General features: G+C 32.2%; 12 protein-coding genes. All 12 read left to right on the top strand.

Annotated elements, in window-relative coordinates:
• Positions 1-78: 78 nt before the first annotated feature.
• The 12 genes from bsdtb5_RS09495 (at position 79) to nadC (ending at position 19,384) form a co-directional block, all read left to right on the top strand.
• Entirely contained in the window at positions 79-2,148 is a 2,070-nt protein-coding gene (locus bsdtb5_RS09495) for a beta-galactosidase (RefSeq protein WP_271715777.1), read from the top strand.
• A gap of 163 nt (positions 2,149-2,311) precedes the next feature.
• Positions 2,312-4,486, top strand: a complete 2,175-nt coding sequence (locus bsdtb5_RS09500) for a methyl-accepting chemotaxis protein (protein ID WP_271715778.1) — start codon at positions 2,312-2,314, stop codon at positions 4,484-4,486.
• Positions 4,487-4,812: 326 nt separating this feature from the next.
• A complete protein-coding gene (locus tag bsdtb5_RS09505; RefSeq protein ID WP_271715779.1) occupies positions 4,813-7,920 on the top strand; it encodes a glycosyl hydrolase 53 family protein in 3,108 nt (1,035 codons plus the stop codon).
• A 317-nt stretch (positions 7,921-8,237) separates the two neighbouring features.
• Positions 8,238-10,880, top strand: coding sequence for an alanine--tRNA ligase (alaS, locus tag bsdtb5_RS09510; protein WP_271715780.1), 2,643 nt, complete (start codon positions 8,238-8,240; stop codon positions 10,878-10,880).
• 315 nt (positions 10,881-11,195) lie between these two features.
• Complete coding sequence (gene rpsU / locus bsdtb5_RS09515) at positions 11,196-11,372, top strand: 30S ribosomal protein S21 (protein WP_271715781.1); 177 nt, start codon at positions 11,196-11,198, stop codon at positions 11,370-11,372.
• Positions 11,373-11,518: 146 nt separating this feature from the next.
• A complete protein-coding gene (locus tag bsdtb5_RS09520) occupies positions 11,519-11,890 on the top strand; it encodes a YabP/YqfC family sporulation protein (protein WP_271715782.1) in 372 nt (123 codons plus the stop codon).
• Positions 11,891-11,904: 14 nt separating this feature from the next.
• Complete coding sequence (gene yqfD, locus bsdtb5_RS09525; protein ID WP_271715783.1) at positions 11,905-13,140, top strand: sporulation protein YqfD; 1,236 nt, start codon at positions 11,905-11,907, stop codon at positions 13,138-13,140.
• A gap of 184 nt (positions 13,141-13,324) precedes the next feature.
• The gene (locus tag bsdtb5_RS09530) at positions 13,325-14,134 is read left to right on the top strand and encodes a zinc dependent phospholipase C family protein (protein ID WP_271715784.1); all 810 of its coding nucleotides are present in this window, start codon (positions 13,325-13,327) and stop codon (positions 14,132-14,134) included.
• Between the two features lie 136 nt (positions 14,135-14,270).
• Positions 14,271-15,557 carry an MFS transporter gene (locus bsdtb5_RS09535; RefSeq protein WP_271715785.1) on the top strand — a complete coding sequence of 429 codons (1,287 nt, stop codon included), beginning with the start codon at positions 14,271-14,273 and terminating at the stop codon, positions 15,555-15,557.
• A 616-nt stretch (positions 15,558-16,173) separates the two neighbouring features.
• A complete protein-coding gene (gene nadA, locus bsdtb5_RS09540) occupies positions 16,174-17,082 on the top strand; it encodes a quinolinate synthase NadA (protein WP_271715786.1) in 909 nt (302 codons plus the stop codon).
• A 12-nt stretch (positions 17,083-17,094) separates the two neighbouring features.
• Positions 17,095-18,552 carry an FAD-binding protein gene (locus tag bsdtb5_RS09545; RefSeq protein WP_271715787.1) on the top strand — a complete coding sequence of 486 codons (1,458 nt, stop codon included), beginning with the start codon at positions 17,095-17,097 and terminating at the stop codon, positions 18,550-18,552.
• Entirely contained in the window at positions 18,524-19,384 is an 861-nt protein-coding gene (gene nadC / locus bsdtb5_RS09550; protein WP_271715788.1) for a carboxylating nicotinate-nucleotide diphosphorylase, read from the top strand. Before bsdtb5_RS09545 ends, nadC begins: the two co-directional genes overlap by 29 nt.
• Positions 19,385-19,783: the final 399 nt, after the last annotated feature.

Consider the following 19,783-nt stretch of genomic DNA (forward strand, 5'->3'; position numbering starts at 1 on the left):
TTTAGTACCGTTATTCGCTACGGTACTAAATGGCTACTATAGAAATAAAGCATAATTAACGCACAGAAAGGATATTTTATGGACAACACTACAACAAAGTTTGATTTTAACAATAGATATTTAACAAAAGATGATAAGCCGTGGTTTCCAATCATGGGAGAGATGCATTACTCAAGATATCCAAAAGAATATTGGAAAGAGTCTTTATATAAGATGAAGGCTGGCGGTGTCATGGTAGTATCTTCTTATGTAATATGGATTCACCATGAAGAAATTGAAGGCGAATATGATTTCGTTGGAAATAAAGATCTAAGAAAGTTCGTAGAGACATGTAAGGAATGCGGATTACATTTTATCTTAAGATTTGGACCTTGGTCTCATGCTGAAGTAAGAAATGGTGGATTCCCTGACTGGTTGCTACAAAAGGAATTTGAACCAAGAACGAATGATCCTAGATATTTTGCAGAAGTAGAGAAATACTTTAAGAAGATCTATGAACAAGTAGAAGGATTATTTCTTAAAGATGGAGGCCCTATTATCGGTATTCAGATTGAAAATGAATATGGTCACTGTGGCGGGCTTGATGGTGAAGAAGGTGAAAAACACATGATTCACTTGAAAGAAATGGCACAAGAAATCGGTTATGATGTTCCAATCTATACTGCAACTGGTTGGGGTGGAGCTGTAACAGGTGGTTGTATTCCAGTAATGGGTGGATATTGTGAAGCACCTTGGGATCAAAGACTTACAGAAATTGAACCAAGTGGTAATTATATATTTACCCATGAAAGAAATGATCATAACATCGGTAGTGACCACGGTATTGGAGAAGGAATCACATTTGATGCTTCAGAGTTCCCATATTTAACAGCTGAACTTGGTGGTGGACTACAAGTGACACACCACAGAAGACCAATTGCAACATCTACAGACATCGGCGCTATGTCAATGGTAAAACTAGGTAGTGGTGTAAATCTATTAGGATATTACATGTATCATGGTGGAACGAATCCTAAGGGTAAATTATCTACGTTACAAGAGTCTAGAGCAACTGGATATCTTAACGATCTTCCAGAGTTATCATATGATTTTAGAGCTCCTATTAGAGAATACGGACAAATGTCTGAGACGTTAAAAGAAATTAAATTATTATCTTATTTCGTAAAAGAGTTCGGTGAAGAATTATGTGAGATGGATGCGACAATACCAGAATCAAATCCACTATTTCCAACGAACTTTAAGGATCTAAGAACATCTATCCGTAAAAAAGATAATAAGGGTTATATCTTTGTTAACAATTATCAGAGAAAGTATAAGATGGCAGATCATGAGAACATTGAATTAAAAGTTGAATTGGATGAAGAAACTATTACCTATCCAACAATTTCAGTAAGGGATTCTGATTATTTCTTCTTACCTTTTAATATGAAATTAAATAATGCAGTATTAAAATCTGCATTAGCAACACCATTATGTAAGATCAATGATAATGCTTTTGTATTTTACACTGATAAGACTCCTTCTTATGATATCGTTGGAGATCTTAGTGATACAAAACTTCTTACAATTACGAAAGAAGAAGCAAAGAATGCATGGAAAGTAACTTTAGATAAAGAATATTTAATTATTAGTAACTGTGCAGCAGTACAAACAGATCAAGGCGTTGAATTAATCGGAAGAGAAAAAGCTACATTAAAGGTGTATCCAGAATTTACTAATGCACCAGATGGTTATAGAAAAGTTAGAACAGAAGAAGAGTTTACAATTTATGAAGGCGTAGAATGCAATGAAGTCGCTGAAATTAAGGTAACTCAACTTGAAAGGACGAACGACAAACAAGTATACGAACTAAATATAGAGATTCCTAATGAAGTTGAAGATTGCTTTATTCGCTTAAATTATGGCGGTGATTCAGCAAAATTATTTGTTAATGATGAAGTGATTGCAGATAATTTTTATACAAGTAGAACGTGGGAGATTGGCCTAAAAGGTTATAGCTTCCCAACGAAATTAAGACTTGAAATATATCCTTTGTATGAAAATGCAGAGGTGTATCTAGAAAAATGGCCACAGATGAAAGACGGTAAAGCGATGGAATTATTCGAGGCTAATGTTGAGATCGAATATAAGAGTATTATAAAGAAATAATATTATAATAGATAAACATCTGAGGAAATCAATAGAAATGGATTGAATCGATATGATTGAATCCATTTTTATGATTAAGGAAAAAGTTACTACTGATGCCACCCTACGTAAGACGTAAGGATATTAAGTATACGTTTTCTTGTACATGAAAAGGGGAATATTCATGATTAAAGTTAAAAAAGATAGAAAAACTAAAATAAATAAAAAAGTAAAAAATGATAAAGGTAAATTTAGATTTCGTAGTAATGAAATAATAAAAATGAAGGAAAAAATTAAATTATTAGGACAAAAGAAAAACAGCAATACGGAAAATAATAAGAAAAAAGTACGCAGTATTAAGCACAAGCTTATTGGCGCATTTTTAGTTCCTGTACTTTTTATTATTTTATTGGGGATTATTACTTATCAAAAAGCTTCTAATGCAATCATACATAATTATGAAGGCTCAACGTTGAATGCAGTCAATAGCAAAAGCGATTACTTAACTCTTGGTATTAAAGGCATAGATAACGAAGCGGTTAAGCTATTAACAGATACGAATCTAACAAATTATTATTCGGGAAGCTTAGGTGATATAAAGACTGAAGAAGAGGCTTATAAAACTTTATATAAGAATTTTGTAACCATCGTATCATCAAATGAATTTATCAATTCATTTAGTATATTCTCGGATTACGGTACAAACTTTGCATCGAATGGAAAGCTTAATACTACAGCTTATAATGAGTATATTACCACTGATGAAGGTAAAATAATTGCTGCTTCAAAAGACATTACGAATTGGTCTGGCTATCATAAGTTCCTTGATGATAAATTAAATATTTCAGAAGATGATTATGCAATGTCATTAACCAAGAAATTCATCAAAGGTAATGGATATATCATTCTAGATGTAAAGAAAGATAAAGTGATAGAAGAGCTAAAAACATTAGCTTCATCAAAAGATAGTATTATTGGGTTTGTAACTTCTGACGGTAGAGAAATCTTAGTTAACTCTAAAAAAGAACAGGTATTTCATTCAGCTTCATTTTATAAGAAATCGCTAAAAGATAGTAAAGAAAGTGGTTCGAGTTATGTTAACTATCAAGGTGAAAAATACCTTTATCTGTATTCTAAGTTAGATAATAATGCTGCAATGGTAACTTGCCTAATACCTGAAAGCTTTATTTTAAAACAAGTAGATAGCATTAAGATGTTTACAATAGTAGTTGTTTTGATTGCTTCTATGGTTGCTGTATGGATTGGAATGCAATTTGCTACTGGAATCAGTAAGGTAATTAAGAATACAAATCATGTTCTTGATAAAGCCAAAGAAGGAGATTTAACTGTTGTATGTCATAGCAAGAGAAGTGATGAGTTTCAAAATCTTTCCGATGGCATTACAAGTATGCTTGACGGAATGAAAAATCTAATTAAAAAGGTAAGTCATACTGGTGGTAAATTAAATGATTCTGCAATACTAGTTGATGAATCTTCCGCTCGGTTATTGGGTTCTTCCAAAAATATAACAAGAGTTATGGGTGAAATTGAAAAGGGAATTATTCAGCAAGCAGATGATTCCAATGAATGCTTAAATCAAATGTCGTTATTAGCTTCTAAGATTCATATTGTATATGAAAACACAGAAAAGATGGAACAATATGCAGGCGGAACGAAAGAGATAGTTAATCATGGAGTTCATTATGTAGAAGATCTACACCAAAAATCTGAAACAACAAAAGATACAACCAAGAATGTAATAGCTAGAATTGAGAAAATGAATGAATCATCAAAAGCAATAGGGGATATTCTTGGCGTAATTAATGAGATCGCAGCACAAACAGAACTACTTTCTCTGAATGCCTCGATTGAAGCAGCTAGAGCAGGGGAAGCTGGTAGAGGATTCACTGTTGTCGCAGATGAGATCCGTAAGTTAGCAAATCAATCTGTAAATGCAGCAAATAAAATTAGCGAAATTATAAGCGAAATAAGAAATGAAACAAAAGATACAATTCAGACTGCGAGAAGTGCAGAAGATGTGATTAAACTCCAAGAAGAATCCTTAAAACGTACGATAGAGATGTTTTATGAGATTAATCAAAATGTTGAAAATCTGTCCAATAGCTTAAAGTCAGTATCCGAGGATGTAAAAGGTATAGAGAAGACTAAAGAAGATACCTTACAAGCAATTGAAAATATCTCAGCAATCTCAGAAGAGACGGCAGCTGCATCCGAAGAGGTTAGTGCTATTGCAGAACAACAGTTAAGAGAAGTAGAGGAGTTAACGAAGTCAGCGATTGAATTGAGAAATAATTCAAATAATCTAGAAGAAGCAATTCAACAATTTCGTCTAGATTAATAAGATTAGAGGGTCAAAAGTCTTGTTTAGGTTAAAGAGTGTATATCGCTGTATGAAAATTAATAAATTAATTATGAATTTTGGCTACCTTTCCTTCAAAAAGTTTATCTTCGATAAACTTTACATATATTCTTTCAAGCCTCAGAACAAGTGACAAGTTTATCTATAAACTTTACTCACTTATGTTCCTATTTTCACTTTGAGTCTTGACGAAATATAAACGTTACTTTCAGCCGGACTACTCCAAAATTAATAATCATACATCAATATACACAATTTAGGTTATGAAAGACTTTTGATATCTAAACAATAGAGGAGGATATGCAATGAAAAAATCAAAGACAATAAGATTTAATAAGAAATTAATAGCAGTTGCAATAATAGTTTCACTTATCATTAGCTGTTTACCAGTGAATCGCTTTTCTGTGAAAGCTCAGACTGATACTACTAATTATTTAAAAGATGGTGGATTTGAAGGCGATTTTTGGGGTGATAAAAATTGGATTCCAAGTTGTGATTACAATAATGTATCAATAAGTGAGATTACATATGCTAAAAAAGCAGATTTAAATGTGAATGAAGGCACTAAAACAATCAATTATTGGGTAAAGGATACGGCAACAAAAGATCAAGCAATTGAATTCACCCAACAAGTAACAGGTCTAGCAGAAGGATATTACTCTTTTTCAGGAAGTGCAATGGGAAATAGTAATGTTACCTTAACTGCAAGTACGCTAGATTCTAAAGGTAACGTTGTGCAAACATATAGTGGAACAAAGACAGCATTAACTGGATGGAATACATGGGATAGTGTCAATTGTGATAATATCCAAGTGGTTAGTGGGCAAGCAATCAGTTTAACAATAAAAACAGAAGGTGCTCCAAATTCCTATGGTTATCTTGACGGTTTTAAGTTACTAAAGAAAGACACTTCTAGTGTTGTAAATCCTGTTAACGCTGATATTTTCGTAGAGAAAGTTGATAATCTTAGTAGTGACTTTATAAAAGGTGTCGATGTCTCTAGCGTAATCTCTTTAGAAAATAGTGGTGTTAAGTTCTATAATAAAGATGGAGCAGAACAAGATATATTCAAAACACTAGCGGATTCAGGTGTTAACTATATTCGTGTACGTATATGGAATAATCCTTATGATAGTAAGGGCAATGGTTATGGTGGTGGTAATAATGACTTAGCCAAAGCAATTCAGATAGGAAAGCGCGCGACACAATATGGAATGAAGTTGTTAGTAGATTTTCATTATTCGGATTTTTGGGCAGATCCAGCAAAGCAAAAGGCGCCTAAAGCTTGGGCGAATCTTTCCTTTGCAGAGAAAGAACAAAAACTTTATGAATATACCAAAGATAGTTTGACAGCAATGAAGAATGAAAATATTAACATCGGAATGGTTCAAGTTGGTAATGAAACAAACGGTAAGTTCTGTGGTGAAATTACTTGGCCTGAAATCTGTAAATTATATAATGCTGGAAGTAAAGCAATAAGAGAAGTTGATAAAAATATTCTAATTGCACTTCATTTTACAAATCCAGAAACTACGGATCGATACAAAGATTATAGTAAAGTGTTAAATGATAATGGTGTTGATTATGATGTCTTTGCAACTTCCTATTATCCATTTTGGCATGGTACATTAGATAATTTAACAAATGTTCTCTCTTATGTGGCAAATACATATAACAAAAAGGTTATGGTTGCTGAGACATCCTATACCAATACAAGTTTGGATGCAGATGGACATGGCAATACTTCTCCAAAAGATGGTCAGACTTTAGATTATCCAATTACAGTGCAAGGACAAGTAAATTCCGTTCGAAATGTAATTAATGCAGTATCAAAAGTAGGTCCCGCTGGTATTGGCGTATTCTACTGGGAGCCAGCTTGGATTAGTGTTCCAGGAGATACATTAGATGCTAGAAAAGCATTATGGGAAGCAAATGGTGCAGGTTGGGCATCAAGTTATGCGAATGAATATGATCCAGATGATGCTGGAAAATGGTATGGTGGAAGTGCGGTAGATAATCAAGGATTCTTTGACAATAAGGGGTATCCACTACCTTCTATTAATGTATTTAAATATGTTGATACGGGTGCAGTTACTGATATTAAGATTGATAGTATAAAAGATATCAATGTTAAGTATACATTAGGAGAAGAAATTGTATTACCATCAACGGTTGAAGCAATTTATAATAACAATACAAAAACAAATGAAGCTGTTATATGGAATCAAGATGATCTAAATAAGGCAAAAACAAGCGGACAGGGAACTTACATCGTACGTGGAACTGTTAACACATTTACGGTAAATTGTACAGTTACTGTGTTGCCAAAGAATTATCTACAGAATCCAGGTTTTGAAGATAAGGATATGAGTATGTGGAAGCTCAATAATATAGCGAATTCCACTGGTCAATTAGGTCGTATGAATGATTCCTCCAATGTGAAAAATGGATCAAATTGCTTTAAATTCTACTCAGATCAAAGCCTTAACTTTACGTTAGATCAGACTTTAAGTAATCTTGAACCTGGTAACTATAATTTCAACCTAGCTATACAAGGTGGCGATGCATCTGCTGATGCGAAAATTAAGATATATGTATTATTAGATGGTGTAGAATATAAAAGTGTTGAGACGACTTTAAATGGTTGGCATAACTGGAATAATCCTGAGATTACGAATATTCCAGTTAATAATCAAAAAGTAACAGTTGGTATTTCTCTACAAAGTGGTCCAAAAACTTGGGGATCGATTGAAGATGCATATCTATATAAAGTAGATTCTAGTACACCAAATCAAGGAAACGGTAGTGGAACTAGTACTACAGGTTCAGTAGATAATTCAAGTACTCAGAATAACAATACAAATAATAATTCTAGTAATACAACCAATAATACTACTACTGGAACACAAAAAGATAACGATAAGAAAACAGATACAACAAATACAACAAAAGCACCTGCAACACCTAAGACAAAAACAATCTACGAAGGTCAAGACTATACGATCAAGGTGAAGAACTTATCCAAAGATGCAAAAGTTACTTATAAGTCATCTAATAAATCAATAGCTACAGTTAATAAAAATGGTAAAGTAGTTGCAAAAGCTTCTGGTACTGTAACAATAACAGTTAAAGTAAAAGATAAGGATAAGAGTTATGATTTAACGGTGACGATTACAGTAAAGGCGCCAAGTATAATATTTACAGACTCAATAGATAGTTTAAAAGTTGGAAAATCTTATGATTTTGATGTCAAACTAAATGGTTTGTCTGGTAAAGTTACCTGGTCTACAAGCGATAAGAGCGTTGCTGTAATTAATTCAAAAGGTGAAGTAAAAGCAAAGAAAAAAGGAACTGTTTATATTTATGCGAAAGTTAATGGAAAGACTGTAAAATATAAGTTAGTTGTAAAATAAGAGTAAATGAAAGTGCTATTGTTAAGGAAGTTGATTCCTTTGCAGTAGCGCTTTTGTAATAGGAAGTATGATATATTCAAAAAATCAATAACTTACATTAAGTAGATTAGTTGCATTTGTTGACAAACCTTCCTCTTTTCCTTATAATTAATAACTAGTAGAATTGCTAATATTTTAGCAATAATGAAATATATGAGTAATATTATTTTTGAGTGTAATTTCTATGTTTTTGTGCAGAAAGCATATTTTAAGTATAATAAAGTTTATTTATACTCAAAATGAAAAAATAGGAAACAGATACCTAGGAGGCAAATATTGTGAAAGCATATGGATTAAATGAATTAAGAGAAATGTATTTAAAATTCTTTGAAAGTAAAGGACACTTAAGACTGAATAGTTTCTCTTTAGTTCCTCATAACGATAAAAGTTTATTATTAATCAACGCAGGTATGACACCATTAAAGCCATACTTTACAGGACAAGAGATTCCACCAAGAAATCGTGTAACTACTTGTCAAAAGTGTATGAGAACAGGTGATATTGAGAATGTAGGTAAGACAGCAAGACATCTTACTTTCTTTGAGATGCTTGGTAACTTCTCATTCGGAGATTATTTCAAACATGAAGCAATTGCATGGTCATGGGAATTCTTAACTGAGGTTGTTGGATTAGAAGCAGATCGTTTATATCCATCGATCTATTTAGAAGATGATGAAGCATTCGATATCTGGAACAAAGAGATTGGTATCTCAAAAGAAAAAATCTTCCGTCTAGGTAAAGAAGATAATTTCTGGGAACATGGCGCAGGCCCATGTGGTCCTTGCTCCGAAATCTATTATGACCGTGGTGAGAAATATGGTTGTGGTAAAGAAGGATGTACCGTAGGTTGTGACTGTGACCGCTACATGGAAGTATGGAATAATGTATTCACTCAATTTGAGAATGATGGAAAAGGTAATTATACAGAACTTGTACAAAAGAATATTGATACAGGTATGGGATTAGAACGTCTTGCAGTTGTAGTACAAGACGTAGAGTCAGTATATGATATTGATACATTTAAAGCGTTACGTAATAAAGTATGCGAAATAGCTGGAGTAACTTATTTAGTAGATCCAAAGACTGATATCTCTATCCGTGTAATTACAGATCATATTCGTTCTGTAACATTTATGACTTCCGATGGTATTATCCCTTCAAATGAAGGTAGAGGATATGTTCTTAGAAGATTATTAAGAAGAGCAGCCCGTCATGGTAGATTATTAGGTGTTGAAGATAAATTCCTTGCAAAATTAGTGAATACAGTAATTGAAACATCAAAATCAGCATATCCAGAACTTGAGGAAAAGAAAGACTATATCATCAAGTTAATTACAACAGAAGAAGATAACTTCTATAAGACAATCGATCAAGGTCTAGCAATTCTTATGCAAATGCAAGAAGAATTGGCGAAATCAGGTAAGAAGACATTATCTGGAGAAGATGCTTTTAAATTATATGATACTTATGGATTCCCATTAGATCTAACAATGGAGATCTTAGAAGAAAAAGGTATGAACGTGGATGAAGATGGCTTTAAAAAAGCAATGAACATTCAACGTGAAACAGCAAGAAAAGCTCGCTCAACATCAAATTATATGGGTGCTGACGTTACGATTTATCAATCATTAGATGCTAGTTTAACTTCTAAATTCATTGGATATGATAACTTGGAATACACTTCAACTATTACAGCACTTACAACTGAAGATGAGATTGTAACTGAGTTAACAGCTGGACAAATGGGTACTATCTTTGTAGAAGAGACACCTTTTTATGCGACTAGCGGTGGTCAAGTGGCTGATGCAGGTGTAATCAAGACTGATTCAGCTGAATTCGTAGTAGAAGATACCATCAAATTACAAGGTGGTAAGATTGGACACGTTGGTGTCGTAGTATATGGTTCACTTAAATCAGGAGAAAAGGTTACATTATCTGTAGATGAAGCAAAACGTCTTGCTACTGGTAAAAACCATAGTGCAACACATTTATTACAAAAAGCACTTAGAACAGTATTAGGAAACCACGTAGAACAAGCAGGTTCTTTTGTAACAGAAGAACGTTTACGTTTTGACTTTACTCATTTTCAAGCGCTTACAGCAGAAGAATTAGAAGTTGTTGAAGATTTAGTAAATCAACAAATTTCTGCTGGTTTAGAGGTTGCAACTCAAGTTATGAACATTGAAGAAGCTAAGAAATCAGGTGCAATGGCGTTATTTGGTGAAAAATACGCAGATGATGTTCGTGTTGTATCTATGGGTGATTTTAGTAAAGAATTATGTGGCGGTACTCACGTTAAGAATACAGCAAGTATTACTGCATTTAAGATAATATCTGAAACTGGTGTAGCAGCTGGTGTAAGAAGAATTGAAGCTCTTACTGCAAATGGTGTATTCAATTATTATAAAGAATTAGAAAATGAATTGCATGCAGCTTCGAAAGCAGCAAAGACAGAACCAGCTTTATTATCTAAGAGAATTGAAGCATTATTAGAAGAAATTAAGTCTTTAAATTCTGAAAATGAAAAGCTTAAGAATAAGTTAGCATCTGGCGCTCTTAAAGATGTAACCAATCAAATCAGTGAAGTAAATGGAGTGAAAGTATTAGCTACTAAAGTTCCAGATGTTGATATGAATGGATTACGTACGTTAGGTGATCAATTAAAGGATAAGATTGGAGAAGGTGTTATCGTATTAGCTTCTTCTCAAGGAAGTGATAAAGTTAGTTTACTTGCAATGGCAACTGATGAAGCTATGAAGAAGGGTGCTCATGCTGGTAACCTTATTAAAGAAATTGCTGCTTTAGTTGGAGGAGGCGGCGGTGGTCGTCCAAATATGGCTCAGGCTGGTGGTAAAAACGCTGCAGGTATAGATGCTGCAATCGAAAAAGTAAGCGAAGTATTATCAAGCCAAATAAAATAGTTATAATCTGAAAATTTTATATGATAAATAAGGTTGAAAGTAACATATATTCAACCTTATTTTTAATTGTTCTTTTTATATAAGATTACTTTACTTTTTTTAATGTGAAAGTTGTATAAATAATGCTTAACATTTGATACAAAATAAAACAATTTTACCGAAAAAGCAATATTTTTTTCAATTTCGTAAACAAATATTAATAAAATAGTTGACGAAATTGAAATTTATGCTATAATCATAGTAGTGCTATTCAAAAAATACCCAAACAGTTGTATAGGCACAATACACAACTGGAGGGAGGTTAGGTGTGAGACTATGTCAAATGTTATCGTAAAAGACAATGAAACTTTAGATAGTGCTCTACGTAGATTCAAAAGAAACTGTGCTAAGGCTGGTATTCAACAAGAAATCCGCAAAAGAGAGCATTATGAAAAGCCAAGCGTAAAGCGTAAAAAGAAATCAGAAGCTGCTAGAAAACGTAAATTTAAGTAATTTAGGTAGCTTACAAAATGTAGAGGTCTTAATCAAGCAATTGATTAAGACCTTTTAATCGTTTCGGTAACTCTTATCGAAAAAGTTCACATATCTATCGTATCACTTCATATATTAATAGTAGTATCATAAAAAGTGAGGCTATTATGAATCGTAAATATAAATCCACTCATCAAGAATTTAAAAAAAAGAATAAAAAAACGATCTATGATAAGTTAAAGCCTACAAAGAAAAAAGATAATAAGGAGGAAGAAAAAGAACCAATCTTATCAGCCTTATCAAGCCATCTCAATCTTCCAGGCGATATCATTGCAGGAGCTCCAATTATAACAGCAACAGGTAGAAACGTATTATGTATTGAAAATTATAAAGGTATCATCGAATATAATTCTTCTATTATTAAAGTTCAGACTAAGATATGCAAAATATGTGTTGAAGGTACAAATTTAAATATTGATTATTTCACCAATGATGAAATGAAAATATCAGGTTGCATAAAAGCAATTAATTATATATAGGAGGAGGTAAGAACTTGCTTATCCGATTACTAAAATGGTTTCGTGGATATCTCTTAGTTACAATAAGGGGGTATTCACCGGAACGATTTATTAACCTATGTAGTAGTAGAAATATTTTAATATGGAATCTTAGACAAGTGAGTGGCGGTTACGAATTCTTTATTTCAGTCAAAGGATTTAAAAGTTTACGCCCAATTATAAAAAAAACGCATACAAGACCAATAATAAAGAAACGATATGGTCTTCCTTTTTTACTGCAAAGATATAAGAAGAGAAAATTCTTTGCATTGGGGATACTAATATTTGCAATTATGATTTACTCTTTCTCTCTTTTTATTTGGGATATTCATATTGAAGGCAATTATACTCATACCACGGATGAATTGACTGCTTTTTTGAATAAAAATAATATCCATTCCGGTGCGTTAAAGAACAATATAAATTGTACGAATATGGAAGAACTGATACGAAAAAAATATGAAGATATCGGTTGGGTGTCGGTAGAGATGAAGGGCACGAGATTAATTATTAAAATAGTAGAAACGAATATTCCAGAAGTGAAAAAAGTAGTAACAAAACCTTCTCATATAGTAGCAACCAAGGATGGAATTGTTACATCGATTATAACGAGAAAAGGTACTCCTCAAGTTTCAAAAGGTAGTGTTGTTAAGAAAGGAGATATCCTAGTTTCTGGTATTATTGATGTCTATGGTGATGGTGATTTACTAATTGATACCAAAGTGGATATTGCAGATGCAGATATCATATTAAAAACGTATTATAATTATAAGAATAAATTCAACATGGATTATGTTGACAAAGTATATACTGAGAAAGAAAAATCTTCTTTTGTCATCTCCTTATTCAATCATAGGGTAGCTCTCTATAAACCATTTCACTATTTTGATAAATATGATACGATCGAAGATCAGAAGGATGTAAAGCTTGGCGAGAATTTCTTCTTGCCTTTTAAATATTATAATATTACATACAAAGAATATGTAGAAGAGAATAAGACTTATACCAAGGAGGAAGCACTTCAAATTGCCAATAAAAGTCTAAATCTCTTTATTAAAAAGCTTGAGGAAAAAGGAGATCAGATTATAGAGAATAATGTGCGTATTTCATTTAAGAATAATAAATGCATTGCTTCTGGCAAAATTATTGTAAATGAGAAGGCTGTTAAGTATAGAACAATTAAAGATTCAGAGTGGCAGAAGGAAGAAAAAGAAGAGCCTGCGTTAGAATAGAAAAAAGAAAGGTTGAAATATAGTGTTTCAATCTTTCTTTTTTCTATTTTTCTGTCTTTCATGTGACTGATTCATAAAACTATGAATAATATGGGCATATATGTTAAATAATTTACAATGCTTTCATATTTAATTAATGAAATGCTGTAATAATAAGAATAAATAAATAGACGGAGGTATGAATATGCCAGGTACTTATGCGCATTATACATTCGGAGAAGAAGTGCTTAACAATCTGAATGGTGAAGTGAAAAGTATAATTAAACAAAATCACACGTTATATGATATAGGTCTACATGGACCAGACATATTGTTTTTCTATAAACCATACACTTTTAATTATGTGAATCAAAGAGGAATGAATCTTCATAAAAAATCTGGAAACGAGTTCTTTATAAAAGCAAACAAGATGCTAAAGAATGCAAAGGAATCAGATTCTGCAAAAGCGTACTTATTTGGTTTCGTATGCCATTATATGCTTGATAGTGAATGTCATCCTTACGTTAATCAAAAAGAAAAATTGAGTAAAATATCGCATAGTGAGATTGAGACGGAATTTGAGCGTTATATGATGGCTAAGAATCATTTGGATCCCATGTTTTACAAACCAACAAAGCATTTAATGATTAATGAAAGATATGCAGAATGTATTTCGAACTTTTTCCCAGGAATATCATCTGAGAAAATTATGCAATCGATTAAATCAATGAAGTTTTATGTTGACTTATTTAATGCACCTCGGATTTGGAAAGGAAACATACTTCATTTTATAACCAAGCCCATAGACCAGAATAAAGTTAGTGGGTTGTTCATGACAAGAAAAGAGAATCCAGCCTGTATCGATAGTAATCTAGTACTAGAAAAGCTATATCAAAAATCAATTGGAGCTACGGTAAAAATAATTGAGGAATATTATAAAAATATGGAACAGCTAGTTACTAAGAGGGTTGACTTAGAAAGTTTGAATCAGAGGTTTCAAAAAAGTTTTGACTGAACGATTCATATAGTTAACATTAAGATTTTTATGGAATTTAGGATGATTATCAGTTGCAAGCATTCTGGTGAATGAATGCAACTGAAGTACATATCTCCAAATAAAATATAGTAGGGATGAGAAAGGAATACATAATATGGGTAAAAAAGATAAGTTGACGAAACTTGAACGCAATTGGATCTTCTATGATATTGGTAATTCAGCTTTTGTATTATTGGTATCAACTATTATTCCAATTTATTTTAAAAATTGCGCGAGCCGAAGTGGAATATCTGGTGCTGATTCGACAGCATACTTTGGATATGCAGCATCAATTGCAACATTAATTGTTGCGATTCTAGGGCCAATATTAGGGACTTTAGCTGATACAAAAGGTTTTAAGAAACCATTGTTTACATTTTTTATGATGTGTGGGGTATTGGGATGTGCTAGTTTGGCTTTGCCTATATCGTGGATTATATTTTTAATGATATTTGTATTTGCACAAGTTGGTATTTCTGCAAGCTTTATTTTTTACGATTCTATGTTAAGCGATGTAACAACGGATGAGAGAATGGATATGGTATCTTCACTCGGGTATGCACTCGGATACATTGGAAGTTGTATCCCCTTTACCATAAGCTTAGTACTTATCCTATTTGCTGATCGATTATCTTTGGACACGAAAACAGCAACAAGTATAGCATTCCTATTAAATGCTATATGGTGGTTGGTAATAACACTACCTTTAATCCGAAGTTATAAACAAATACATTATGTTGAAGTAGAAAAAGAAATTCTAAAAAAAGCATTTCACCGATTTGGAGATATATTTAGAGAAAGGAAAGAACATAAAAAAGTATTTGGTTTCTTGATTGCTTTCTTCTTCTATATCGATGGAGTACATACAATCATTAATATGGCAACTTCGTACGGAAAGGATGTTGGCATTAGTGATAATAATCTTTTATTTGCATTATTACTTACTCAAGTTGTAGCTTTCCCATTTGCTATTCTTTTTGGAAAATTAGCAACGAAATTCAAAAATACAGATCTTATACGAGTATGTATCATTGGATATTTATTTATTGCAATCTTTGCTTTGCAATTAGATAAGGCATGGGAATTCTGGCTGATGGCTGTCTGTGTAGCTATATTTCAAGGTGCAATTCAAGCACTTTCAAGATCCTATTTTGCAAAGATAATACCAAAAGATAAGTCAAGTGAATACTTTGGGTTCTTTGATATATTCTCAAAAGGAGCTTCCTTTACAGGAACTTTTCTCATGGGATTAACCACACAAATATTTGGTAATTCTAGAGCAGGAGTATTTGTAATTTGTATTATGTTTGTGATAGGATACCTTATCTTTAGTGCTAATTGCAAGAGGAAAGAGATTGGATTAAGTAGTCAAGTTGTTGAAGAAAAATTAAGTGAGATATAAAAATTATTTATATTATTAATATGGTAAAAATAGTCGGATGAAGGAACTAGATATTCTAGGATTCATTCGACTTCTTTACGTCTAAGAGGAACTTTTGACTTAGAATTGATTCTTTGAGTGATAAATAAAATTATACATTCTAAATAAGTTATTTTATTTATGTCTCGTGTATTGTTAATAAACATATATTATGTCCAAGTTAAAAAAAATAGTATAAAAATTTTTAATTGGGTTAAAACATAATCAATGAATGTCAAAGTATTCTAACTTAGGTGAATTACTGTATATGATAGAATTCTGAATAGTATTAAGAGAATGATTTAAAATAATAATATAATATTATTTGATGAAGTACTTAGAAAGATGCTTTATCAAGACTATGTTGAAAATATTTATGTTCAATATAAAGTAATAAATCATCAGAAATAGGTTAATACTATTAGATTGGTCAGCTGTCTTGACAGCTGTAAAGTAATGAAGTATACTTCTAATGATTAGTATGACAGAGAAACAATTCCAGCCATATAAAATAAAGTTTTAGCTATTTAAAGGCTAAGTATGGAAATAGTAGACATAAAGTATACACAAATAGCTTGGAATTGGTGGAGGTAGAGGCATGGAAGATATTATTCAAAAAATTGAAGAGTTAAAAAAGGAACGAGATGCAGTTATTTTAGCTCACTATTATGTTAATGATGAAGTACAAGATGTGGCTGATTATATAGGAGATTCTTATTATCTAAGTAAGATTGCAACAACCGTTACGCAAAAGACGATATTATTCTGTGGTGTAACATTTATGGGAGAAAGTGCAAAGATACTAAATCCCGATAAGTTGGTAATTATGCCTGATTTAGCGTCGGATTGTCCAATGGCTCATATGGCTGATATTGATATGATAGATAAAGTTCGTAAGGAGTATGAAGATGTAGCTGTCGTATGCTACATTAACTCAACTGCAGAACTTAAGACTTATTCCGATGTTATTGTAACTTCATCTAATGCAGTGAAGATTGTAAAGAATCTGCCTAATAAGAATATATTTTTTATTCCAGATGAAAATCTGGGTAGATATGTTGCAGAACAAGTTCCAGAAAAGAACTTCATATTTAATGATGGATTCTGCCATGTTCATACGAGTATTACAAAAGATAACCTTTTGAAAGCGAAAGAAGCACACCCAGATGCTTTAATTCTTGTACATCCTGAGTGTACATTAGATGTTGTAAAGATAGCAGATTATGTAGGTAGCACTTCTGGAATTATAGATTATGCAACAAATAGTGATACGAAAGAGTTTATTATTGGTACAGAGATGGGAATTCTATATGAATTAAAGAAGAAAAATCCAGATAAGAAATTCTATTCCGTTGGCCACAGACAGTTTTGCCCTAATATGAAGCGAATTACTTTAGAAAAAGTGTATCAAGCTTTGTTAAACCTTAGTAATGAAGTAACTTTAGAGGAAGAACTTAGACAAAAAGCAAATAAACCATTAGCTAGAATGTTAACTTTAGCAGAATAAGAGGTGAATCGAATGGAAGACTCGGTTAAGAACTTGGAACAATATCCTATGTCTGCTGATATTATTATTGTTGGAACAGGAGCAGCAGGACTATTTCATGCGTTAAATCTACCAGAAGACAAGAAAATTATTATGCTTACTAAATCAAAGGTCGAAGAAAGTGATTCATATCTGGCTCAAGGAGGTATCTGTGTATTAAAAGATGAAAGTGATTACGAAAGTTTCTATCAAGATACATTAAGAGCTGGTCATTATGAGAATGATACGGATTCTGTAGAAACTATGATTAGAACTTCACCAGAGATTATTAAAGATCTAATTACCTATGGAGTTGAATTTGAAAAGAAAAACGGTGAGTATGCTTATACAAGAGAAGGAGCTCACTCAACTGAGAGAATTCTATATCATGAAGATCTAACAGGAAAAGAGATTACAAGTAAATTGTTAGAAGAAGTAAGATTAAGAAAAAATATTATGATTCTTGAAAATACTTCAATGATTGATATTATTACGCAAAAGGTAGCTAAAGATCAAGATAAGCCTAATATTTATAAAACAATTAGTCATGGGGAACATTGCAATAGTGCAAGCTACAATAAAGCAAATAAGAGCAGATTTATTAATGAAACAAAAATATTAATAGATACAGTAGTGGGTGTCATTATTCGAAATCAATACAATAAAATCGCGTTTTTAAAAGCTCCTTATGTAACTTTGGCAACGGGTGGTTTAGGTGGCCTTTATGATAGCTCAACCAACTTTTCACATCTTACTGGTGATAGTATAGCTATTGCGATAAAACACGGTATAAAGCTACAGAACGTGAACTATATTCAGTTTCATCCAACCTCGCTTTACATAAAAAAGCCAGGTAGAAGATTCTTAATCTCAGAATCAGTAAGAGGAGAAGGAGCTTATCTATATAATAAAAATATGGAACGATTCGTAGATGAATTATTGCCAAGAGATATCTTAAGTAATAAGATCAAGGAACAGATGAGAAAAGATAATATGAAATATGTATGGCTATCAGTACAACATCTTGATCCTAATGTTATTATAAAAAGATTTCCTAATATCTATAAGCGATGCTTAGAAGAAGGATATGATATCACAAAGGAATGTATTCCGGTGACACCTGCTCAACATTATTATATGGGTGGAATCAAAGTTGATCTTGACAGTAAGACATCAATGGATCATCTGTATGCTATTGGAGAAACAAGTTGTAATGGTGTTCATGGTGCGAATCGTCTTGCTAGTAATTCTTTACTTGAAAGTCTTGTATTTGCAAAAAGAGCTGCTAAACATATTGAAAATAATTACAGTGTACATGAAATAGATGAGTTAGAGTTGGATGTATCCGTTTATAGTAATAAGAAAAAGATAGAACAAGAATATAAAGAATTAGTATTACATGAAATAGAAAGGGCTAATCGATATGAACGATATCATAACAAGGAAGCTTAATATGGATGAATTAATCTTACTTGCCTTGCGGGAGGATATAACAAGTGAAGATATCACTACAAATGCAATTATTCAAGAAGAAGCACCAGGAATTGCAGAACTTATCTGTAAGCAGGACGGTGTGATTGCAGGACTACCAGTATTTGAACGTGTCTTTGTATTGCTTGATTCAGATAGTAAGTTTGATTGTTCCGTTAAGGAAGGGGACTATGTCAAAAAGGGGCAGTTAGTCGGTGTAATCAAAGCTGATATAAGAATAATTCTATCAGGTGAGCGGACTGCGCTTAATTATCTTCAAAGAATGAGTGGTATAGCAACACATACGAAGAGTATCGCTTCCTTAATGTCTAATAGTAAAACCAAATTATTAGATACAAGAAAAACTACTCCGAATATGAGAATCTTTGAAAAGTATGCCGTAAAGGTTGGAGGCGGATATAATCATAGATATAATCTTTCGGATGGAATATTAATTAAGGACAATCATATTGATGCTGCTGGTAGTGTAACAAGAGCAATCGAGTTAGCGAAAGAATATGCTCCCTTCGTAAGAAAAATCGAAGTAGAAACTGAGAATCTAGATATGGTAAGAGAAGCTCTTGAGGCTGGAGCTGATATCATAATGCTTGATAATATGGATAATGAAATGATAAAAGAAGCAGTTTATATGATTGGAGATAGAGCAAAGACAGAGGTGTCTGGAAATGTAGTAAAGGAAAGAATTAAGGAATTGATGGATCTAGGAGTTGATTATATCTCCTGCGGAGCGTTGACGCATTCATCACCAGTGCTTGATCTTTCACTGAAAAATCTGAGAAGGTTGAAAAATTAGATAGATGTAAAATTAGTTAGTTAAAGAGAAAAAGCTTATGTTATAATGTTGATTGATAAGGAAAGATGTTCTATTTTGAGATTCTTTCTATCAATCAGTTATAACATAAGTTTTTTATGTTTTATAATTCATGTTTTCATTATGCAATTAAAGAAAATTAAATTACCTAGTAATAAAGGAACATCATTGATTTTAATGACATATAATATTGCAAATATTAAATCATCATTGAATTGTTTTATTTACAGAGATTTCTATACAACAACGGGTATGGTATTAAGCTTCTTTTTCGGTCACGTCAAGATAGAAAATAATGAAGAAAAAGATAGAACCATGTCGATATTTACCACCAAGCAATGCATAGTATATTATCATGAATTATGATATAATTAGAACAAT

The organism is Anaeromicropila herbilytica (assembly GCF_016591975.1).
Taxonomy (GTDB): Bacteria; Bacillota; Clostridia; order Lachnospirales; family Lachnospiraceae; genus Anaeromicropila; species Anaeromicropila herbilytica.

What these genes read in the sequence shown, in the direction of transcription:
- bsdtb5_RS09495 (WP_271715777.1), top strand. Translation starts at nt 79, where the DNA reads ATGGACAACACTACAACAAAGTTTGATTTTAACAATAGATATTTAACA.
- bsdtb5_RS09500 (WP_271715778.1), top strand. Translation starts at nt 2,312, where the DNA reads ATGATTAAAGTTAAAAAAGATAGAAAAACTAAAATAAATAAAAAAGTA.
- bsdtb5_RS09505 (WP_271715779.1), top strand. Translation starts at nt 4,813, where the DNA reads ATGAAAAAATCAAAGACAATAAGATTTAATAAGAAATTAATAGCAGTT.
- rpsU (WP_271715781.1), top strand. Translation starts at nt 11,196, where the DNA reads ATGTCAAATGTTATCGTAAAAGACAATGAAACTTTAGATAGTGCTCTA.
- bsdtb5_RS09520 (WP_271715782.1), top strand. Translation starts at nt 11,519, where the DNA reads ATGAATCGTAAATATAAATCCACTCATCAAGAATTTAAAAAAAAGAAT.
- bsdtb5_RS09530 (WP_271715784.1), top strand. Translation starts at nt 13,325, where the DNA reads ATGCCAGGTACTTATGCGCATTATACATTCGGAGAAGAAGTGCTTAAC.
- bsdtb5_RS09535 (WP_271715785.1), top strand. Translation starts at nt 14,271, where the DNA reads ATGGGTAAAAAAGATAAGTTGACGAAACTTGAACGCAATTGGATCTTC.
- nadA (WP_271715786.1), top strand. Translation starts at nt 16,174, where the DNA reads ATGGAAGATATTATTCAAAAAATTGAAGAGTTAAAAAAGGAACGAGAT.
- bsdtb5_RS09545 (WP_271715787.1), top strand. Translation starts at nt 17,095, where the DNA reads ATGGAAGACTCGGTTAAGAACTTGGAACAATATCCTATGTCTGCTGAT.
- nadC (WP_271715788.1), top strand. Translation starts at nt 18,524, where the DNA reads ATGAACGATATCATAACAAGGAAGCTTAATATGGATGAATTAATCTTA.